Annotated in this window: 16 protein-coding genes; 11 read left to right on the forward strand and 5 right to left on the reverse strand. The window is 54.0% G+C overall.

Annotated features, from left to right (window positions below; translation table 11 throughout):
- The first annotated feature begins 43 nt into the window (after positions 1–43).
- From VXJ35_RS10955 to VXJ35_RS10975, 5 genes are all read left to right on the forward strand, one after another.
- The gene (locus VXJ35_RS10955) at positions 44–1,447 is read left to right on the forward strand and encodes a TonB-dependent receptor (RefSeq protein ID WP_082880884.1); all 1,404 of its coding nucleotides are present in this window, start codon (positions 44–46) and stop codon (positions 1,445–1,447) included.
- An 81-nt stretch (positions 1,448–1,528) separates the two neighbouring features.
- Complete coding sequence (locus tag VXJ35_RS10960; RefSeq protein WP_064019980.1) at positions 1,529–2,626, forward strand: IS5 family transposase; 1,098 nt, start codon at positions 1,529–1,531, stop codon at positions 2,624–2,626.
- A gap of 74 nt (positions 2,627–2,700) precedes the next feature.
- The gene (locus VXJ35_RS10965) at positions 2,701–3,858 is read left to right on the forward strand and encodes a TonB-dependent siderophore receptor (RefSeq protein WP_231914896.1); all 1,158 of its coding nucleotides are present in this window, start codon (positions 2,701–2,703) and stop codon (positions 3,856–3,858) included.
- Positions 3,859–4,041: 183 nt separating this feature from the next.
- A complete protein-coding gene (locus tag VXJ35_RS10970; RefSeq protein WP_082880885.1) occupies positions 4,042–4,221 on the forward strand; it encodes a PepSY domain-containing protein in 180 nt (59 codons plus the stop codon).
- Between the two features lie 81 nt (positions 4,222–4,302).
- Positions 4,303–5,400, forward strand: coding sequence for an IS5 family transposase (locus VXJ35_RS10975; protein ID WP_064020044.1), 1,098 nt, complete (start codon positions 4,303–4,305; stop codon positions 5,398–5,400).
- 164 nt (positions 5,401–5,564) lie between these two features.
- On the opposite strand, the gene VXJ35_RS10980 is transcribed toward VXJ35_RS10975, so the two are convergent.
- From VXJ35_RS10980 to VXJ35_RS10995, 4 genes are all read right to left on the reverse strand, one after another.
- Entirely contained in the window at positions 5,565–6,728 is a 1,164-nt protein-coding gene (locus VXJ35_RS10980; RefSeq protein WP_064021583.1) for an efflux RND transporter periplasmic adaptor subunit, read from the reverse strand.
- Positions 6,725–8,035 carry an efflux transporter outer membrane subunit gene (locus VXJ35_RS10985; RefSeq protein ID WP_064021584.1) on the reverse strand — a complete coding sequence of 437 codons (1,311 nt, stop codon included), beginning with the start codon at positions 8,033–8,035 and terminating at the stop codon, positions 6,725–6,727. Before VXJ35_RS10985 ends, VXJ35_RS10980 begins: the two co-directional genes overlap by 4 nt.
- A 150-nt stretch (positions 8,036–8,185) precedes the next feature.
- Positions 8,186–9,010: a PepSY domain-containing protein gene (locus VXJ35_RS10990; RefSeq protein WP_064021585.1), complete on the reverse strand. Its 825-nt coding sequence runs from the start codon at positions 9,008–9,010 to the stop codon at positions 8,186–8,188.
- Positions 9,011–9,185: 175 nt separating this feature from the next.
- Positions 9,186–10,283, reverse strand: a complete 1,098-nt coding sequence (locus tag VXJ35_RS10995) for an IS5 family transposase (RefSeq protein WP_064019980.1) — start codon at positions 10,281–10,283, stop codon at positions 9,186–9,188.
- Between the two features lie 64 nt (positions 10,284–10,347).
- Between VXJ35_RS10995 and VXJ35_RS11000 the strand changes: the two genes are divergently transcribed.
- The 6 genes from VXJ35_RS11000 to VXJ35_RS11025 all read left to right on the forward strand — a co-directional run bounded on the left by VXJ35_RS11000 (position 10,348) and on the right by VXJ35_RS11025 (position 16,549).
- Entirely contained in the window at positions 10,348–13,527 is a 3,180-nt protein-coding gene (locus VXJ35_RS11000) for an efflux RND transporter permease subunit (protein ID WP_231914897.1), read from the forward strand.
- A gap of 15 nt (positions 13,528–13,542) precedes the next feature.
- Entirely contained in the window at positions 13,543–13,860 is a 318-nt protein-coding gene (locus VXJ35_RS11005) for a hypothetical protein (RefSeq protein WP_157198145.1), read from the forward strand.
- 8 nt (positions 13,861–13,868) lie between these two features.
- Positions 13,869–14,663, forward strand: coding sequence for an energy transducer TonB (locus VXJ35_RS11010; protein WP_064021586.1), 795 nt, complete (start codon positions 13,869–13,871; stop codon positions 14,661–14,663).
- A 152-nt stretch (positions 14,664–14,815) separates the two neighbouring features.
- Entirely contained in the window at positions 14,816–15,526 is a 711-nt protein-coding gene (locus VXJ35_RS11015) for a MotA/TolQ/ExbB proton channel family protein (RefSeq protein WP_064023472.1), read from the forward strand.
- Positions 15,507–15,917: a biopolymer transporter ExbD gene (locus VXJ35_RS11020; protein WP_064021587.1), complete on the forward strand. Its 411-nt coding sequence runs from the start codon at positions 15,507–15,509 to the stop codon at positions 15,915–15,917. Before VXJ35_RS11015 ends, VXJ35_RS11020 begins: the two co-directional genes overlap by 20 nt.
- A gap of 8 nt (positions 15,918–15,925) precedes the next feature.
- Positions 15,926–16,549 carry a tyrosine-type recombinase/integrase gene (locus tag VXJ35_RS11025; RefSeq protein ID WP_064021588.1) on the forward strand — a complete coding sequence of 208 codons (624 nt, stop codon included), beginning with the start codon at positions 15,926–15,928 and terminating at the stop codon, positions 16,547–16,549.
- Positions 16,550–16,729: 180 nt separating this feature from the next.
- Here the strand turns inward: VXJ35_RS11025 and VXJ35_RS11030 are convergent, their stop codons facing one another.
- Positions 16,730–18,802 (reverse strand): carbon starvation CstA family protein, encoded by a 2,073-nt coding sequence (locus VXJ35_RS11030; RefSeq protein ID WP_064021589.1) that lies wholly within the window; start codon positions 18,800–18,802, stop codon positions 16,730–16,732.
- Positions 18,803–18,817 lie beyond the last annotated feature (15 nt).

The following is an 18,817-nucleotide window of genomic DNA, read 5'->3' on the forward strand; positions in this document are numbered from 1 at the left end:
CAATTTGCAGTTCCGGTTTTTCCAGGCTCGTTTGTATTAGCTAATGAAAACACCGCAAATGGAGAAAAAACCGATGTCAAACACGCACCGCCGCTGCAGCCCGGGTTCTCACCCATCCCGATTGAGCCAAGCAATACAGGGAATTCTATTAGCCTCAGCACTGACCGCTTCAGTCGCAGCCCATGGAGAAGAAACAACCAACAGGAAAAGCTACCACATCAGCGGCGGTTCCTTGGGACAGGCTCTTAGCCAGTTTGCGCGTGATGCCGGCATCCTGTTTACCGGGGAATCCACATTAACCGATGGCAAAACCAGTAAGGGATTGGATGGCGAATATACCGTTGAAGAGGGTTTTAGAAAACTCCTTGCGGGCAGCGGTTTGACCTATACCATCGCGGATGACAACTCGGTAGCAATCAAAGTTGCAGAAACTGGAAGTGATGCGGCATCGACATTGCCGGCGGTGAAGGTTTTGGGGAAGGCTGCGTATGATTTAAACGATCCTTACAACACTGATTACAACCGTACACAGTCTTCTACTGCGACGAAAACCGATACGCCTATCATGCAAACGCCAATGTCGGTAAAAGTTGTGCCACAGCAGGTTTTGAAAGATCAGCAGGCGGTAACGATGGATCAGGCGTTACGAAATGTAAGTGGTGTTGTAAACGGTTCAGGGATAGATAAGCAGTTTTTTGTTCGAGGATTTGATGTATGGAATTATTATAGAGATGGTTATCCATTTGCCAATAATGCTTATCATACAGAAGAAATGGCCAATGTTGATCGAGTGGAAGTACTAAAAGGGCCGGGCTCAATCCTATATGGGCGAGCGGAGCCTGGCGGTATTATTAATTTCGTTACCAAGCAGCCATTGGACACTCCGTATTATAGTCTCCGTCAACAATTTGGCTCTTACGATCATTATCGTACTGATATCGATGCAACTGGCCCGTTAACAAAAAATAAAGATTTGGCTTATCGGGTTAATTTTGCCTATCAAACAAACGATTCAATTGCGAATTATGCAGGTCAAGAACGAGTATTTGCGGCACCAATGTTACGGTGGAATATATCAGATAAAACTGTGTCGACCTTCAAATTAGAATACAGTGATATAAAAACTAAAGCTGCTCCACAATTGTTATTAAATGCGAACGGCCAGCAAGTGCCTTATCAATCGCGTCGATTAAATCTCAGCGAGCCGTGGGCATATACGAATGATCAATACGTACTATTTTCTATGAATACGGCACATCAATTTAATGAAAATTGGAGTTTGCGGCATAGATTTAATGCAAGTTTTGCGCCTGAAACGATTCGATATATTAGGCCGATTAGCTTGGGTGCAAATGGTTTGGTTAATAGGGCTCGGTTTGCTCAGAATATTGACGGAAATGATTATGTAAATAACTTCTATAATTCTTTAGAATTAACAGGCTGGTGAAAAACTCGAAAAGCCAAGTAGGCTAAGGCATAGATGAGCCGCCAACTGTTAAAATAGGCTACCTAAATTTGGAGCCTTTCAATGCGCGGACACGATGCCATTCAAAGTAGCTGGTTCAGCTACGTTAGCCTGGAAGAACGTATTCCCAAACAGCATCCGTTGCGTCGTTTACGTCTACTCGTCGATGGCGTATTGACCTCTATGAATGCCGTCTTTGCCGAGCGTTACTCGCACACTGGCCGCCCGTCGATTGCGCCCGAAAAACTGCTGCGCGCCTTGCTGTTGCAAGTGCTGTACACCGTTCGTAGCGAACGCCAGTTGATGGAACAGCTGGACTACAACCTGCTGTTTCGCTGGTTTGTCGGTCTGGGCATCGACGATGCTGTCTGGGAACGCAGCGTGTTCAGCGCCAACCGCGAACGGCTGCTGTCCGAAGCGCTGAGTCGCGAATTTTTTGAGCGGGTACTGGCCATAGCCGAATGGCAAAACCTGGTGTCCGACGAACACTTCAGTGTCGACGGCAGCCTCATTGAAGCCTGGGCCTCGCACAAAAGCTTCGTTAAGAAAGACGGCAGCGGCCCGGACAAACCCGCCGGCCGCAATCCCGAGGTCGACTTCAGCGGCGAAAAGCGCAGCAACGCCACCCACCAAAGCACGACAGACCCGGAAGCGCGGCTCTACAAGAAAGGCGAATACACCGAGGCCAAACTGCGTTACATCACCCATGCCTTGTCCGAGAATCGCAACGGCCTGATTGTCGATGTCGAAACCACCCAAGCCACCGGCACCGCCGAAATCGAAGCCGCGCAAACAATGATCAAACGCCGTGTGCCCAAAGGCGGTAGCGTCGGTGCCGACAAAGGCTATGACCAACCGGCTTTCGTCAACGGACTCAAGGCGCAAGACATCAAAGCCCATGTGGCCCGGAAAAAGACCGGCAGTGCCGTCGATGGCCGCACCGCGCGCGGCAAAGGTTACGCCCAAAGCCTCAAGCGCCGCAAAATCGTCGAAGAAGCCTTTGGCTGGGTCAAAACGGTCGGCGGCCTGCGCAAAACCCGTCACATCGGCTTAGCCAAAGTCGCTGGCCAAGCCTTGTTTTGCTTCGCCGCCTACAACCTGACGCGCTTGCTCAACCTATTGGTGTTCACGCCGAAACCGGCGTGGAGTGCGCCCACCTAGGGTGAAGTACGCCTGAAAACCGTCCACAGACGGCTTCAGGCGAATAAAAAGCCCTTGAAACAGGGGCAAAACGCTTGAAACTCGATGTCATGACCGATTTCAACACGAAAAAATCACGGCAACCGTGGGTAAGGGGAAATATCAGTGGGTTTTTCACCAGCCTGTTAACTGGAAAATTTAATACCGGTTTTGTAAAACATACAGCCCTTTTTGGTGCTGATTATATGCGTTCTGACCAGCGGATTACTTCGGCCTTTTTTGGACCACCCGGCACGCCTAGCACAAATGTGTATGATCTAGTTCATGCGCCAGATTTTGGTGCAATTAGCGATTACAGTACGGCAAAAACCTCTTGGCCGTGGTTTGGCATATATGGTCAAGATCAAATTGAATTGCCTTATCATGTACATCTATTAGCGGGATTGAGATACGATACTGCTGATAATAACAGCTCTGTTAAAAGTGGGATTAATGCTCTTGAAAGAGTATACCCATCTACAACAAACGATAAAATCTCACCGCGTGGCGGAATTCTTTGGCAGCCTTTACCAGAGCTTTCTCTCTACGGCAGTTATACAGAAAACTTTGGTGCATCACAGGGTAATTTTAATGCCACACCTCTGAATCCCCAGACTGCTGAGCAATGGGAAGTTGGAAGTAAAACTGAACTTTTTGACGGTAAATTGAGCGCGACGCTAGCTTACTACAATCTAAAAAAACAAAACCTGAGAATGCAAGATTCAATTGGTACAGTAAGAGCAATTGGAGAAGCAGAAACACGAGGTCTTGAATTTGATTTAACAGGTCAAATTTTGCCAGGTTGGCAAGTTATTGGTGCTTATAGTTATATGCCATATGCTAAAACACTAATCGATACTCCCAGCGCAGGCACCATGGGTAAACGGTTACATAACACACCCGAGAACAGCGGTAGTTTATGGACAACTTATGATTTTCAAGACGAAGCGTTACGTGGTTTAAAAATTGGTGCCGGTGTGCAGGCAATCGGAACTCGCTACATTGGTTATACGGAGACCATGAAAACTGCTGGTTATGCAACGTTGAATTTAATGGCTAGCCAGATGTGGAAAGTAGGCAGTAGCCGAGTCACTGCGCAACTGAATGCCGACAACTTGCTCGATAAAACGTATTTAGGAGGTATTTATAGCTATGGAACAGCGCTTTATGGTGCTCCAAGAACATTTATAGGCTCTATTAAAATCGAGTATTAATATTCACCTAATATGTTGGGTTTGAGGTAATATGAGATAACCTATCCAGTATCTATATTTCAAATCATCGGTAAGTTATCCATGATGCTACCGATGGTTTGAAAAGAATTTGATCTTAATCGTGTTGGTGGATTAGATCGTTACCATTTCTCTCATACAGTCCTTAATTCTCTTGAGAGTTTGATGAAAATACGTTCCTTTTGGGTTCTGTTGCATCGCTACGCGGGGCTAGTGATGACTGCATTTTTAATTGTGGTGAGTATAAGTGGCAGCTTGCTGGCATTTTTGCCTGAATTAGAAGCATTAATCAATCCTCAATGGTTAGTGCAAACGGTTGATGGTAAGCCACTAGCAGGCTGGTGAAAAACTCGAAAAGCCAAGTAGGCTAAGGCATAGATGAGCCGCCAACTGTTAAAATAGGCTACCTAAATTTGGAGCCTTTCAATGCGCGGACACGATGCCATTCAAAGTAGCTGGTTCAGCTACGTTAGCCTGGAAGAACGTATTCCCAAACAGCATCCGTTGCGTCGTTTACGTCTACTCGTCGATGGCGTATTGACCTCTATGAATGCCGTCTTTGCCGAGCGTTACTCGCACACTGGCCGCCCGTCGATTGCGCCCGAAAAACTGCTGCGCGCCTTGCTGTTGCAAGTGCTGTACACCGTTCGTAGCGAACGCCAGTTGATGGAACAGCTGGACTACAACCTGCTGTTTCGCTGGTTTGTCGGTCTGGGCATCGACGATGCTGTCTGGGAACGCAGCGTGTTCAGCGCCAACCGCGAACGGCTGCTGTCCGAAGCGCTGAGTCGCGAATTTTTTGAGCGGGTACTGGCCATAGCCGAATGGCAAAACCTGGTGTCCGACGAACACTTCAGTGTCGACGGCAGCCTCATTGAAGCCTGGGCCTCGCACAAAAGCTTCGTTAAGAAAGACGGCAGCGGCCCGGACAAACCCGCCGGCCGCAATCCCGAGGTCGACTTCAGCGGCGAAAAGCGCAGCAACGCCACCCACCAAAGCACGACAGACCCGGAAGCGCGGCTCTACAAGAAAGGCGAATACACCGAGGCCAAACTGCGTTACATCACCCATGCCTTGTCCGAGAATCGCAACGGCCTGATTGTCGATGTCGAAACCACTCAAGCCACCGGCACCGCCGAAATCGAAGCCGCGCAAACAATGATCAAACGCCGTGTGCCCAAAGGCGGTAGCGTCGGTGCCGACAAAGGCTATGACCAACCGGCGTTCGTCAACAAACTCAAGGCGCAAGACATCAAAGCCCATGTGGCCCGGAAAAAGACCGGCAGTGCCGTCGATGGCCGCACCGCGCGCGGCAAAGGTTACGCCCAAAGCCTCAAGCGCCGCAAAATCGTCGAAGAAGCCTTTGGCTGGGTCAAAACGGTCGGCGGCCTGCGCAAAACCCGTCACATCGGCTTAGCCAAAGTCGCTGGCCAAGCCTTGTTTTGCTTCGCCGCCTACAACCTGACGCGCTTGCTCAACCTATTGGTGTTCACGCCGAAACCGGCGTGGAGTGCGCCCACCTAGGGTGAAGTACGCCTGAAAACCGTCCACAGACGGCTTCAGGCGAATAAAAAGCCCTTGAAACAGGGGCAAAACGCTTGAAACTCGATGTCATGACCGATTTCAACACGAAAAAATCACGGCAACCGTGGGTAAGGGGAAATATCAGTGGGTTTTTCACCAGCCTGTTAGTCATTGAGCACCTTGACCGGTGTGCCAGCGATGGCCATGGGCAGTTCCGAGATAATCACCCGCTCGCCCGCATGCAGGCCTGATCGGATAATCACGGCGTCAGATTCGGTACGGACTACGTCAACCGGCCGAATGTCCAGCTTTTGTTCGGCATTGACTAATTTCACGGTCTGGGTTGGACTGACTGCGCTGCGTGGCAGGCGAAAAACATCAGGTTGTTCTGCGCCTTCAATCTCGGCGTGAACGAACAAACCTTTCAGCAACGGCGGCCGATTGGCAATCGACTGAAAAGAATTAGCCACTTGCGCAACCAGATACCACTGGCCACTGTCTTCGGACACGGCCGCTTCGCTTCGGACAATTTGGCCCATCCATTGGTGCTGGCTGCCGCCCAGCTCGGCACTCAAAGTCACGTTGGGCCACAGGCGGGCATCCGCTTGCGGCAACGCCAAGGGCAGATTCAAAAACGCCAGATGTTCGCTACTAACCGGTAAACGCACTTCGGCCCTGTCGCTGGCGTAAATCCGCGCCACCACTGCACCGGCTGATAAAAACTGGCCGACGCCGGCTTGTTTGCTCAACACCCGGCCGGCGAACGGTGCCCGCAGTTCGCAGCGGCTGCGGTTGAGTTGGGCTTTGGCCAGATCGGCCTGGGCGGCCAATAATTTAGCCTGGGCTTCGGCCAATTGCGGCTTGCGTAAGGCCAGTTCGCTGGCTTCACCTTCACCCAGCGCCTGCCATTCGCTGTGCGCTTGTTCGACTTGCGCTTGTTCGGCAATCAATACCCGTTTGGCTTCGGCGATGCGGGCCTGGGCGGCAGTGATGGCGTAGTCGTAATCGCGGGTGTCGACGGTTAGCAGTAATTCACCGGCTTTGAAGAAGCCACCCGCCACCAAAGTGGGATGCATTTGCACCACTTTGCCGGCCACTTCGCTGACCAGATCGATTTCTTCACGCGGCGTCACCACGCCTTGGGAGTGCACATTCAAACGTAGGGTTTGCGGCGCAACGCGTAACACCGTAACTTCCGGAATGTTCACCGCGCTGGCTTGTGGTTCGGGTTGCGGACGCAAGGCAAACACCGCCCAACTAGCGACGCCTGTTGCCAGCAACACGGCGACGGGTAACAGGATTTTGAGGGATACAGACGACCCGTTCATACTGCACCGCCCAAGGCTAGATACAAACCAATCCGGTTGGTCAGTAATTGCCGCTGTACTGCCAGATGCGCACTTTGCGCATTCAGCGTGCTGCGGTAGCTGTCCAGCAAGGTCAAAATCTCGATCAAACCTTGCCGGTAGGAGTACACCGCTAACTTACGGCTGGCTTCGGTTTGCGAAACGGCTTCGCGCAAGGCGTGTTCCTGTTCGCGCAAACGGCTTTCAGCGGCCAGGGCTTGTTCCGCTTCGCGGAACGCATTCAAGGCCACGCTTTGGTATTGGTTGTAGGCGTCTTCGACATTGGCTTGCTTCAAGCGAATATCGGCTTGCAGGCGATCGCCGGTGAACAAGGGTTGGGCAAGACCTGCAGCCAAGTGCCAGGCGGCGGCGCGCGGATCGACGATGTCAGCCAACGCGGCACCCACGCTACCCCCGGCGGCCGTTAAGGTGATGCGCGGTAATAAAGCCTTTTCACTGCTGGCCAAACGTTGATCGGCCGCTTGCAGGCGTTTGAAGGCGGCGACCACATCGGGACGACGATTGAGCAGTTCGGCAGGTAAACCGGCAGCCAGAGTGGCGGGCGGTTCCGGTAAATGTTGCGCTTTGGTAGGGGCGAATTCATTCGCCGGATAGCCAGCTGTGACAGTATCAGAACCTGGATAACGCCCCAACAACGTCTGCAATTGTTTATGCAGAATCTGCACATCGTTGTGCATTTGTGCGGACTGGGCTTCGGCATTGGCCAAGTCGGTGAGTGCCAGGCGTAAATCCAGGCCTCGCGTTAATCCCTTATTAAACCGACCGCGCACCAATTCAACGATGACCCCTCGGTCTTTAACCGACTGTGCCGCCACATCGGCCTGCAAACGCGCCTCAAGCCATTGAAAGTACACTTGTGCAAGACGTGCAGCCAACGACAAGCGTGCGGCCCGATAGTCTTCGTTTACCGCCACAGCATCATCCAGCGCGGCTTGTTGCGAAGCTTTGATGCGCCCCCAGATATCCAGCTCCCAGCTTAAGTTGAACAACGCCAAAAACTGGCCGGACTCGCTGCTTAAAGCATCTTTGCCGCGCTGATAACCCGGTGCAAAATACGCTTGCGGCAATCGCCCGGCACCGGCAATCACCGCTTGTTCCTTGGCCGCATCGACACGGGCAGCGGCGGCGCGTAAATCAAAGTTGCCGGATAAGCCATGCGTGACCAAATCGGTTAATGCAACATCGTTAAAGGTATTCAACCAGCCCATACTGTCGCTGGCTTGACCGGTTAACGTGTTTTGCCAGTGTTCGGGTAACACAATAGCCATTTCATCTGTGGGGCGAACCGGCACAGTGTCGCAGGCTGTGCACAATAACATGGCCGCAGCCCAAGCCAGGAACACCTGATGCGATGGACATGAGGTTGGCGTGCCAAGTCTTGTGTTATTGGCAAATGATGGAGAATGGTTGCGCATGGGTTAACTTACTGACGCCGGTTTTGCGCGTTTACTGCGGCGTTTTTTTAACCAGATCAGCACGCCGGTCACCGACAACATCACGATCGCCAACCCCAATACGCAGACAAAGATTTTGTACGGCAAACCCCAGATGTTCGCGGTGTGTAAAGCCAATAGCCAACTGGTGATGGTGTTGCCGCTGTATTGCCCGGTGGGCAGTAACACTTGTTTGACCGCGCCGCTGTTGGCATCGATCACCACGCGAGTATTGCCGCCGTGGTCTTGAATATCGACCGTGCTTTTAACGGCATAGACATAAAAACCCTTGGCCCGGTTAATCCAGAAGCCGCTGGGTGCCAAGCTGCGGATGCCTTGCGTTTGCGCTAAGTGATTCAGTTCGGCTTGTGCGATGTCCTGCGCTTGTCGCCAATTGACTTGCGGGTTTTGTACGGGTTGCGGAAGATCCGAAAACTCGGTCCACGGTTGGTGGTACTCACTGACTGATTGCATGACTTGGGTGTAAAAACCGCCGAGATTCATATATACGCTGGACCAGGCAAATACCAGCAATGCCAGCCACAGCCACAAACCGCCGGCGCGGTGCAAATCAAAAATGATGCGGGTTTTGGAGGCAGACCATTTGATCAGCCAAGCTGGTTGCCAGCGTTGCCAGAAGGTTTTTGTGGCTAACGAGCTTTGTGTAGAGCGTGTGGTTTTAGTTGCCGGCAGCGTGAGGTAAAAGCCGACAAAACAATCTAGCGTCCAGACCGATGCGGTGATACCTAAAACCCAACCGCCGACATCATCCAAGGCCAGCGCATAATGCAGCTTGTAGATAAACGGCATTAATTCGCTAACAGGCTGGTGAAAAACCCACTGATATTTCCCCTTACCCACGGTTGCCGTGATTTTTTCGTGTTGAAATCGGTCATGACATCGAGTTTCAAGCGTTTTGCCCCTGTTTCAAGGGCTTTTTATTCGCCTGAAGCCGTCTGTGGACGGTTTTCAGGCGTACTTCACCCTAGGTGGGCGCACTCCACGCCGGTTTCGGCGTGAACACCAATAGGTTGAGCAAGCGCGTCAGGTTGTAGGCGGCGAAGCAAAACAAGGCTTGGCCAGCGACTTTGGCTAAGCCGATGTGACGGGTTTTGCGCAGGCCGCCGACCGTTTTGACCCAGCCAAAGGCTTCTTCGACGATTTTGCGGCGCTTGAGGCTTTGGGCGTAACCTTTGCCGCGCGCGGTGCGGCCATCGACGGCACTGCCGGTCTTTTTCCGGGCCACATGGGCTTTGATGTCTTGCGCCTTGAGTCCGTTGACGAAAGCCGGTTGGTCATAGCCTTTGTCGGCACCGACGCTACCGCCTTTGGGCACACGGCGTTTGATCATTGTTTGCGCGGCTTCGATTTCGGCGGTGCCGGTGGCTTGGGTGGTTTCGACATCGACAATCAGGCCGTTGCGATTCTCGGACAAGGCATGGGTGATGTAACGCAGTTTGGCCTCGGTGTATTCGCCTTTCTTGTAGAGCCGCGCTTCCGGGTCTGTCGTGCTTTGGTGGGTGGCGTTGCTGCGCTTTTCGCCGCTGAAGTCGACCTCGGGATTGCGGCCGGCGGGTTTGTCCGGGCCGCTGCCGTCTTTCTTAACGAAGCTTTTGTGCGAGGCCCAGGCTTCAATGAGGCTGCCGTCGACACTGAAGTGTTCGTCGGACACCAGGTTTTGCCATTCGGCTATGGCCAGTACCCGCTCAAAAAATTCGCGACTCAGCGCTTCGGACAGCAGCCGTTCGCGGTTGGCGCTGAACACGCTGCGTTCCCAGACAGCATCGTCGATGCCCAGACCGACAAACCAGCGAAACAGCAGGTTGTAGTCCAGCTGTTCCATCAACTGGCGTTCGCTACGAACGGTGTACAGCACTTGCAACAGCAAGGCGCGCAGCAGTTTTTCGGGCGCAATCGACGGGCGGCCAGTGTGCGAGTAACGCTCGGCAAAGACGGCATTCATAGAGGTCAATACGCCATCGACGAGTAGACGTAAACGACGCAACGGATGCTGTTTGGGAATACGTTCTTCCAGGCTAACGTAGCTGAACCAGCTACTTTGAATGGCATCGTGTCCGCGCATTGAAAGGCTCCAAATTTAGGTAGCCTATTTTAACAGTTGGCGGCTCATCTATGCCTTAGCCTACTTGGCTTTTCGAGTTTTTCACCAGCCTGCTAAGCACCATACTGTCCGCAGTCTGCCCGCCTGGTTTGCCGCCAATCCGGTCGCCGCCAACCTGTTGATGCTGCTGATCATGAGCGGCGGCTTGCTCGGTATCGCTGATGTCGATAAGGAAGTGTTCCCGCGCTTCAGCCCGCATCAGATTGTCGTTAATACCCAATACCCCGGAGCCGGTACTGCAGAAGTCGAAGAGTCAGTCTGCGTGCCCATTGAAGAAGCCATTCACGACATCCCCGGCGTCAAGCGCTTGCACACTGAGATTCGCGGCGATGACTGCAAGATCGACGTCGAGATATTCCCCGAGGTGTCGCGCGAACAAGTCATGGCAAGCGTGCAAAGCAAGGTGCAAGGCATCGCCAAATTGCCCAAGCAGTTGGAAAAAATTCAGGTATTGCCGGCTGATCGCAATGACGACGACGGAGTGATTTGGGTGGCGCTGCACGGCAATACTGACGCCTTTACGCTGCAAAGCTTTGGCGAACACATTCAGCAACAACTGGCGGCAATTCCCGGCGTCAGCAAGGCGCGTAATTACGGCGAAATGGCGTACGAGCTGACGATAGAAGTCTCACCTGAAAAGCTACGCCAATACCAGATGACGCTGGATGAAGTCGCGCAAGCGGTACGCAAAACCTCGGTGGATTTGCCGGGCGGGCTGATCAAAAATCCCGATGGCGAGTTGTTATTAAGGGTCAATCAACGCGCCAAGGATGCCGATGCGTTGGGCAGTTTGATCGTCAAAACCCTGCCGGACGGTAATCGCGTGCGGCTCGATCAAATTGCCACCATCCAAGACGGCCTGGAAGAACGCTTGTCCGAGTGGCATCACAACGGTGAGATCGCTCAGGGTTGGGAAGTGCATACCACGCAGGACAGTGTCGCGGTCGCTAGAAAAGTCAAAGCGACCGTTGAACAGCTGCGTCAACATTTGCCGCCCGGCCTGCGGCTGATTACCTGGTGGGATGACTCACAAGCCTACGATGAACGCATTGACACCTTATTGGAAGACGGCTTAAGCGGGTTTTTGCTGGTGTGTTTGGTGCTGTCACTGTTCCTGCGGGTGCGGGTGGCGTTATGGGCCGGCGTGGGGATTTTTACCTCGTTGCTGGGGGCGTTCTGGTTGATGCCGGCACTGGGTGTTTCATTGAACATGCTGTCGCTGTTCGGCTTTTTGCTGGCGATGGGCATCTTGGTGGATGACGCCATCATCATCGGCGAGAGCGTACATAGCCATCAAGTTGAAGGCAAACTGTCACCGCTACAAGCCACCATTCAGGGTGTGCAAGATGTGGCTTTGCCGGTGATTCTGTCAGTTTTGATCGTACTGGTCGCCTTTCTGCCCGGTTTGTTCTTGCCCGGCTGGGGTGGACAAATGATGAAGCCGATTTGCTTGGTGATGATTTTGACCTTGGTGTTTTCCTTGGTCGAAGCGTTATTGATTTTGCCGTCGCATCTAGTCAGCAATGTGGAGTCAACCGCTCAGTCCAATCGCCTGCAACGGATTCGTCAACGCCTGAACGATAGCTTGGATCGCTTCGTTGCCCAACGCTACCGACCGTTTCTGGAAACAGCTATTGCCTGGCGTTATCTCACCGCTTCGTTATTCCTGGGATTGATCCTGTTTTGTGCAGCACTGGTCGCCAGCGATACGGTGCGGCAATCCATCAATCCCGATGTTACCAAAGACAGCTTTTGGGTTTCGATGCAGTTGCCGCAAAGTGCGCCGTATAGCGAAGCTAAAGCTTTAGCTGCCAAAGTGGAACAGGCTTTGTTCAGTTTGCGGGATGAGTTGGATCACGGCCAAACCAATAGTGTCATCGTCGGCGTCGAGACCATGATCTGGGAACACGGTGCCGGCATCTGGCTGGAGTTTTCAGCGGAAGGTCGGCAACGCCTGAAAGTGGAAGACTTTATCCGCCAATGGCGCGAGCGCATTGGCGACATTGGTCGCGGCAAGGTGGATTTTATCTACAAAGAAGGCGATGAGCCCTATGACCTCGAGTTGCTATTAGGCGCGACCGATGCCGACCTATTACCCAAAGCCGCCGAGCAACTGAAACAGCAACTGCTAGCCCAGCCCGGCGTTTACGATGTCGTTGATTCCAGCGAACCCGGCAAGCCGGAAATCAAACTCAGCTTAAAGCCCAATGCCGAGCGTTTGGGTCTGCGACTGGAACAACTGGCCGAACAAGTGCATCACGGTTATTACGGTGACGAAGTGCATCGATTTTTACGCGGTCGCAGCGAAGTCAAAGTCATGGTGCGTTATCCACTGGATCAACGGCAATCACTGGATGCTCTGAAACAACAACCGATCCGTTTACCCAATGGTGCGACGGCACCGCTCGGTGAGTTGGTGGACTTACAACTGACACCCGGCTATTCGCTGCTGGTGCGTGAGGATAGGCAGCGGGTATTGAAAGTCCAGGCCAGGGTCAATCCGACGCTCGCCGATGCCAACGCGCTATATGCACAACTGGAGCAAAGCCAGATACCGGCGTTGCAACAGGCCTTCCCCGGTTTGACCGTCAAGATCGGCCAGCAACGCCAGGAACAGGAAGTCATGTTGGCCGCTTTTGCCAAAAATACGCTGATGGCGTTGCTGGTGATTTATGCATTGATTGCGGTGCCGTTTAAATCCTACTCGAAACCGTTGATCTTTTTGTTGGCCGCGCCGGTAGCCTGGTGTGGGGCGGTATTGGCACATTGGGCGTTCGGTCTGCCACTGTCGATGGAATCGTTGGTTGGCATGATTGCCGCCAGCGGCGTAGTGGTCAATGACAGCTTGGTGCTGCTGGATTACATTCGTCAACACGGTGAGGACGATCAACCGGTTGAACGCCTAATCATCGATGCCTGCAGCTCACGCTTTCGGGCCATCTTGCTGGCGTTTCTAACCAACTTTGCCGGCTTTCTGCCCACCTTGCTGGAAACCAGTCCGCAAGCGCAGTTCCTGATTCCGATGACCTTGTCGCTATCAGCCGGTTTGCTGATCGGTATGGCCGCCAGTTTGATTCTGACGCCAGTGTGTTACGCGATTTTGGTACGGCCTTCTGCACATCGTCTTGCTAGTACCCCTATTAATCCAAGTCCGTCGGTTGCTCAGCCTGCGGATCGCTATGCCCATAACCATAACGAGTACTGAGGAAGGAGAAAGCGCATGCCAAGTAAACCCTGTAACCAATCCAGACAAGAGCCACCAATGGTGGCGCCTGCCGAACAAGCCGCCGGGTTATTTCCAGCGGTGCGTTACTTCCAGATTCATTTTGAGTTTTTGCAAGAGCAGATTCAGTTGATGTTGCGTAACCAAGAAGCGTTGCAGCATCAGATACAGCAACTGGAACATCGGCTGTCACGATCGGGTCAAGGTATCCGTCTTGATAGCAAAGCGTTGAGTCCTTTTGAGCGCATGATGACCAGTCATAACACCACTCAGGACAGTGAAACGCCCAATCTGAATCTGACGAGTGGTCGGTGACATTGGGTATGTGGCATTCAATTACTCAAACTGCCGGTCTGGCTGCTACTCCGCGTTTGTTTATTCAAACGGAGCAAGGCTTACCAGACCCGGATCAGCTTTTGGTATCCATTCCGCCGCCTGGCAACGGCTATCGGCGTTCCGCGGTTGTGACATCGGCGGTGCTGGTCGCCGCCTTATTGCATGGCGGCTTACTGTTCTGGTACGTCACGCGGCCGGCGCCGCTGCCGTTTTCCGCCGCAGCGCCACTGCCGATGATTTCGATGGAACTATCGGCGCCGCCGTCGCCGGTGGTCAATCAGCCGATTGCGCCACCGCAACCGCCGAAACCGTTCGAACCGCCCAAGCCGGAGAAGCCCAAGGCCAAAACCAAGCCTAAGCCCAAACCGTCAGAACGGCTGGTCAAGCAGGTCGAAGAACGTAAAGTTTTGGAACCGGAACCGGCCGCACCGGCGATGCCCGCTGCGGTTGCGCCACAGGCGTTAAATCATAACGCGCTGGCCGCGCCGCGCAACGACACCTATGTGCCGGCAGACAGCAATGCCGCGTATTTGAACAACCCCAAGCCGGAATATCCGCTGGTAGCCCGACAACGGCATTGGCAGGGTACGGTGTTGCTGCGGGTGTATGTCGGGGCCGACGGCAAAGCACAGCAAGTCAATATTCAGCGTTCCAGCGGTCACGATGTGCTCGACGAGTCGGCATTGGATGCGGTGCGCGAATGGCGCTTCGTGCCGGCCAAACGCGGAGACTTCGCCGAAGCCAGTTGGGCTACCGTGCCGATCGTGTTCGAACTGGATTGACGAACCTCCCCCCAAGAGGTGTTACTGACCCGTCCTCCTACCGGGATGGGTTCAACAGGGACGTTGGGCGCCTGGATTAGGGATGATCCGGGCGAACGACAAGGATGACTGAGTTACCCAAGGAATTGAACCATAACAATAACGAGAAACCTATGGACCATAGCTTACATTTTTCCGAAACCGCCATTGTAGATGGCACTCTCTGCCTGCTGGGCTGTTTTTCGCTGGTGACCTGGAGTGTGATTCTGCTCAAGGCCGGTGAACTGTTATGGCATCGCTACCGCTTGCGCACCCTGATGCCGCAGATCAATCTGAATGAATTACTGCACGCAGGCTTTAACAGTCACACACTGGAAGACAAGCAATTGAACACCCCGGCCGGCCGCCTATGGCAAATCGGCCAGCAAACCTACGATGAAGCGCGGCTACAAACCCAAAAGACCCTGCATCACGCGGCCGCCTGGCACGAGCTGATCGAACGCAGTTTGCGCCAGCAACTGCAAAAGGAACGGGCGGTGTTTGACTCGGGGCTGGGCTGGCTGGCCAGCATCGGCACCACAGCGCCGTTTGTCGGCTTGTTCGGCACGGTGTGGGGGATTATGCATGCCTTGAAAGACATCAGTGCCCAAGGCAACGCCAGTCTGGAAGTGGTCGCCGGCCCCATTGGTGAAGCCCTGATCGCCACGGCGGTGGGCTTGGCGGTAGCGATTCCTTCGGTGATCGCCTACAACTTCTTCCTGCGCCAGAACCGCACACTATTAGCGCAACTGGAACACTTCGCCACCGATTTCCTGCGTGCTTGTATCCAGAATGACCTCAACCAAACTAAACAGGGAGTCGACCATGTCCATGCATCTGCCTAATGACGACGAAGGCGGCGAACTGAGCGAAATCAACGTTACGCCGCTAGTCGACGTGATGCTGGTATTGCTGATCGTATTCATCGTCACCGCACCGCTATTGACCCAAGTGGTCAAAGTCAAGCTGCCGAAAACCGAACAGACCGAACCGACACCGGATAAACACGTCGCCATCCTGGCCGTGACCGCCAGCGGCGAGGCTTTGCTGGACGACAAGTCCGTGCCATTGTCCAACCTGGAATCTGAGCTGAAAGCTTTGCAGGAGCACGATCCCGACATCAGTGTGCAACTGCAGGCGGACAAAGCAGCCGTGTTCGAATCGGTGGCCAAGGTCATGGCTAGCGCTCAGCGCTCGGGGATTGGCAGGTTGTCGTTTGTGACGGTGGAGCAGTAGCCAAGACCATGCAAAATTCCGATAGGAAGGTCGTTTCAATTCCTTGGAACAAAGGAAAGTTAGTCGGTCAAAAGCATCCGTTGAAATTGAAGGAAATATGGGAAATCCGAATCCGGTTGCAGTTAGGGAAAGATACGAGAGGGTTGGCGTTATTCAATTTGGCGATTGATAGCAAATTGAGAGGCTGCGATCTAGTGAAGCTAAAGGTAAGTGACGTTGTACAAGCCAGTCGCGTGCAGTCGAGGGCAATTATTATGCAACAAAAAACGCATCGTCCCGTTCAATTTGAAATTACTGAGCATACTCGCGTTGCCTTGGAGGACTGGATAAATTCCGCCAACCTAAAATCTGATCAGTATCTTTTTACTAGCCGCCTCCACGGGTCGCAGCATCTGTCTACCAGACAATATGGGCGACTTGTCGAAAAGTGGGTGAAATCAATCGGACTTGATCCCGCAGGTTATGGAACTCACAGCATGCGTCGAACCAAAGCAACCTTGATTTATCGGAAAACTAAAAACTTACGCGCAGTTCAATTATTGCTCGGACATTCCAAACTTGAAAGTACCGTTCGCTACTTAGGTATAGAAGTAGATGATGCCTTGGAAATTTCAGAGCAGATTGACGCTTGATGACGAAAAAACTGAATGACCGCTACGGAGCAACCGCCAAAATTTATTGGATATAAGGGAATGACCGCTTTTGGCCGATACCAGCCCCTTAAACCGTGAAAAATCCGTAAGCGCCACTAATATTTCAATCGGAACAGCAGTCGATTTGAAATGGGAACATCCCCCCAATTCGCTTGCCGCTCAATCCCTCACCCAATTCTCCACCAACCGGCTCGGTACGTGCGGCGATTCGCTGGATTGCGGGTAGCTTTGGCCGCTAGTTACTCGATAAATCACGCGCAGCATGTCGGCCAGCAGCAGCCAGGTGATCAACATGAACAGGCAGGTCAGGCCGGCGTTCAGGTAGTCGTTGAAAATCAGTTGCGGCGCATTTTTCAGTTGCGCCGCCGGCAGCGTGCCGCTGGTAATTTTCGCCGACAAATCGGCGGCATGCGCCAGAAATCCGATGCGTAAATCCTCGGCAAACAGTTTCTGCCAGGCGGCGGTGCTGGTGACGATAATCAGCCAGGACAAGGGCAGGGCGGTGACCCAGACGTACTTCAATTTGCCGGATTTGACCAGAATCGTCGTCGCCACGCACAGCGCGATTGCCGCCAACATTTGGTTGGCGATGCCGAATAAGGGCCACAGGCTGTTGATGCCGCCCAACGGGTCGATTGCGCCCATGTACAGGAAATAACCCCAGGCACCGACCACGGCGGCGCTGGTCAGTACGATGCTGGCATAACCGCCGCTGCCGATATTGAAGTTACTCAGAATATCCTGCAGCATGAAGCGGGCGACGCGGGTGCCGGCGTCCAGCGTGGTCAGGATAAACAAAGCTTCGAACATGATGGCGAAGTGGTACCAGGCCGCCAGCAAATGTTGGCCGAACACCTGGGCGAACAAGCTGGCCATGCCGACCGCCAACGACGGCGCGCCGCCAGTGCGGGCGAACAAGGTCGATTCGCCCATGGTCTGCGCCAGTTGCTGCATTTGCTCGACGGCCACCGGAAAGCCCCAGCCGCTGATTTTCGCCACCGCTTCCGCCGCTTCCTTACCGACTACGCCGGCCGGACTGTTGATCGCGAAATAAACGCCAGGCTCCAATACCGACGCGGCGATCATCGCCATGATGGCGACAAAGGATTCCATCATCATCGCGCCGTAACCGATAAAGCGGGCGTCGGTTTCGTTCGCCAGCAGCTTGGGCGTGGTTCCGGACGAAATCAGCGCATGAAAGCCGGAGATGGCGCCGCAGGCGATGGTGATGAACACGAACGGGAACAGCTTGCCGCCGAAGATCGGGCCGCTGCCGTCGATAAACTGAGTCAGGGCCGGCATTTTCAGGTCGGGCCGCAAGATCAGGATGGCGACGGCCAGCGCGGCAATCGTACCCAGCTTCATGAAAGTGGACAGGTAGTCGCGCGGTGCCAGCAACAACCAGACCGGCAACACCGCGGCGGCGAAGCCATAAGCGATCACCATCAACGCCAGTTGCGGCGCGTCGTAATCGAACCAAGTACGAAGGGTCGGATTTTCGTCGACCCAGCCGCCGCCCACGACGGCAAAAACCAGCAACGACACGCCAATCAGCGTGGCTTCCAGTACCCGGCCCGGCCGCAGATTGTTCAAGTACAGGCCCATCAACATCGCGATCGGGATCGTCGCGGCGACGGTGGCGGTGGCCCAGGGGCTGTGTTTCATCGCATTGACCACGACTAAACCCAGTACCGCGATCAGGATGACCATAATCGTCATGACGCCGAGCATTGCCGCACCGCCGCCGATGTTGCCCAATTCGTCCTTGGCCATCTGCCCCAGCGAGCGGCCGTCGCGCCTGACCGAGAAAAACAGCGTGACGAAATCCTGCACGCAACCGCCCAGCACGGCGCCGATCAGGATCCACAAGGTGCCCGGCAAATAACCGAACTGCGCCGCCAACGTCGGTCCGATCAACGGGCCGGGGCCGGCGATTGCGGCGAAATGGTGGCCGAATACTACCCATTTGTGGGTCGGCATGAAATCGCGGCCGTCGTCGAAGCGTTCGGCCGGCGTGGCGCGGCTGGCATCGAGCACCAGAACTTTGGCGGCGACGAAGGCGCTGTAAAAGCGGTAGCCCAGCGCATAAACGCAGACCGCGGCGACGATCAGCCACATGCTGCTGATGGTTTCGCCGCGCTGCAAGGCAATACCGGCAATGGCGCCGGCCGCGGCCAGGGCGACGAGGCCCCAGAATAGGTTGATGGGAAGCGAGTGCTTGCTGCCTGACATGACGATTCCTGTCTG

This window comes from Methylomonas sp. DH-1 (genome assembly GCF_046097555.1).
GTDB classification, from domain to species: domain Bacteria; phylum Pseudomonadota; class Gammaproteobacteria; order Methylococcales; family Methylomonadaceae; genus Methylomonas; species Methylomonas koyamae.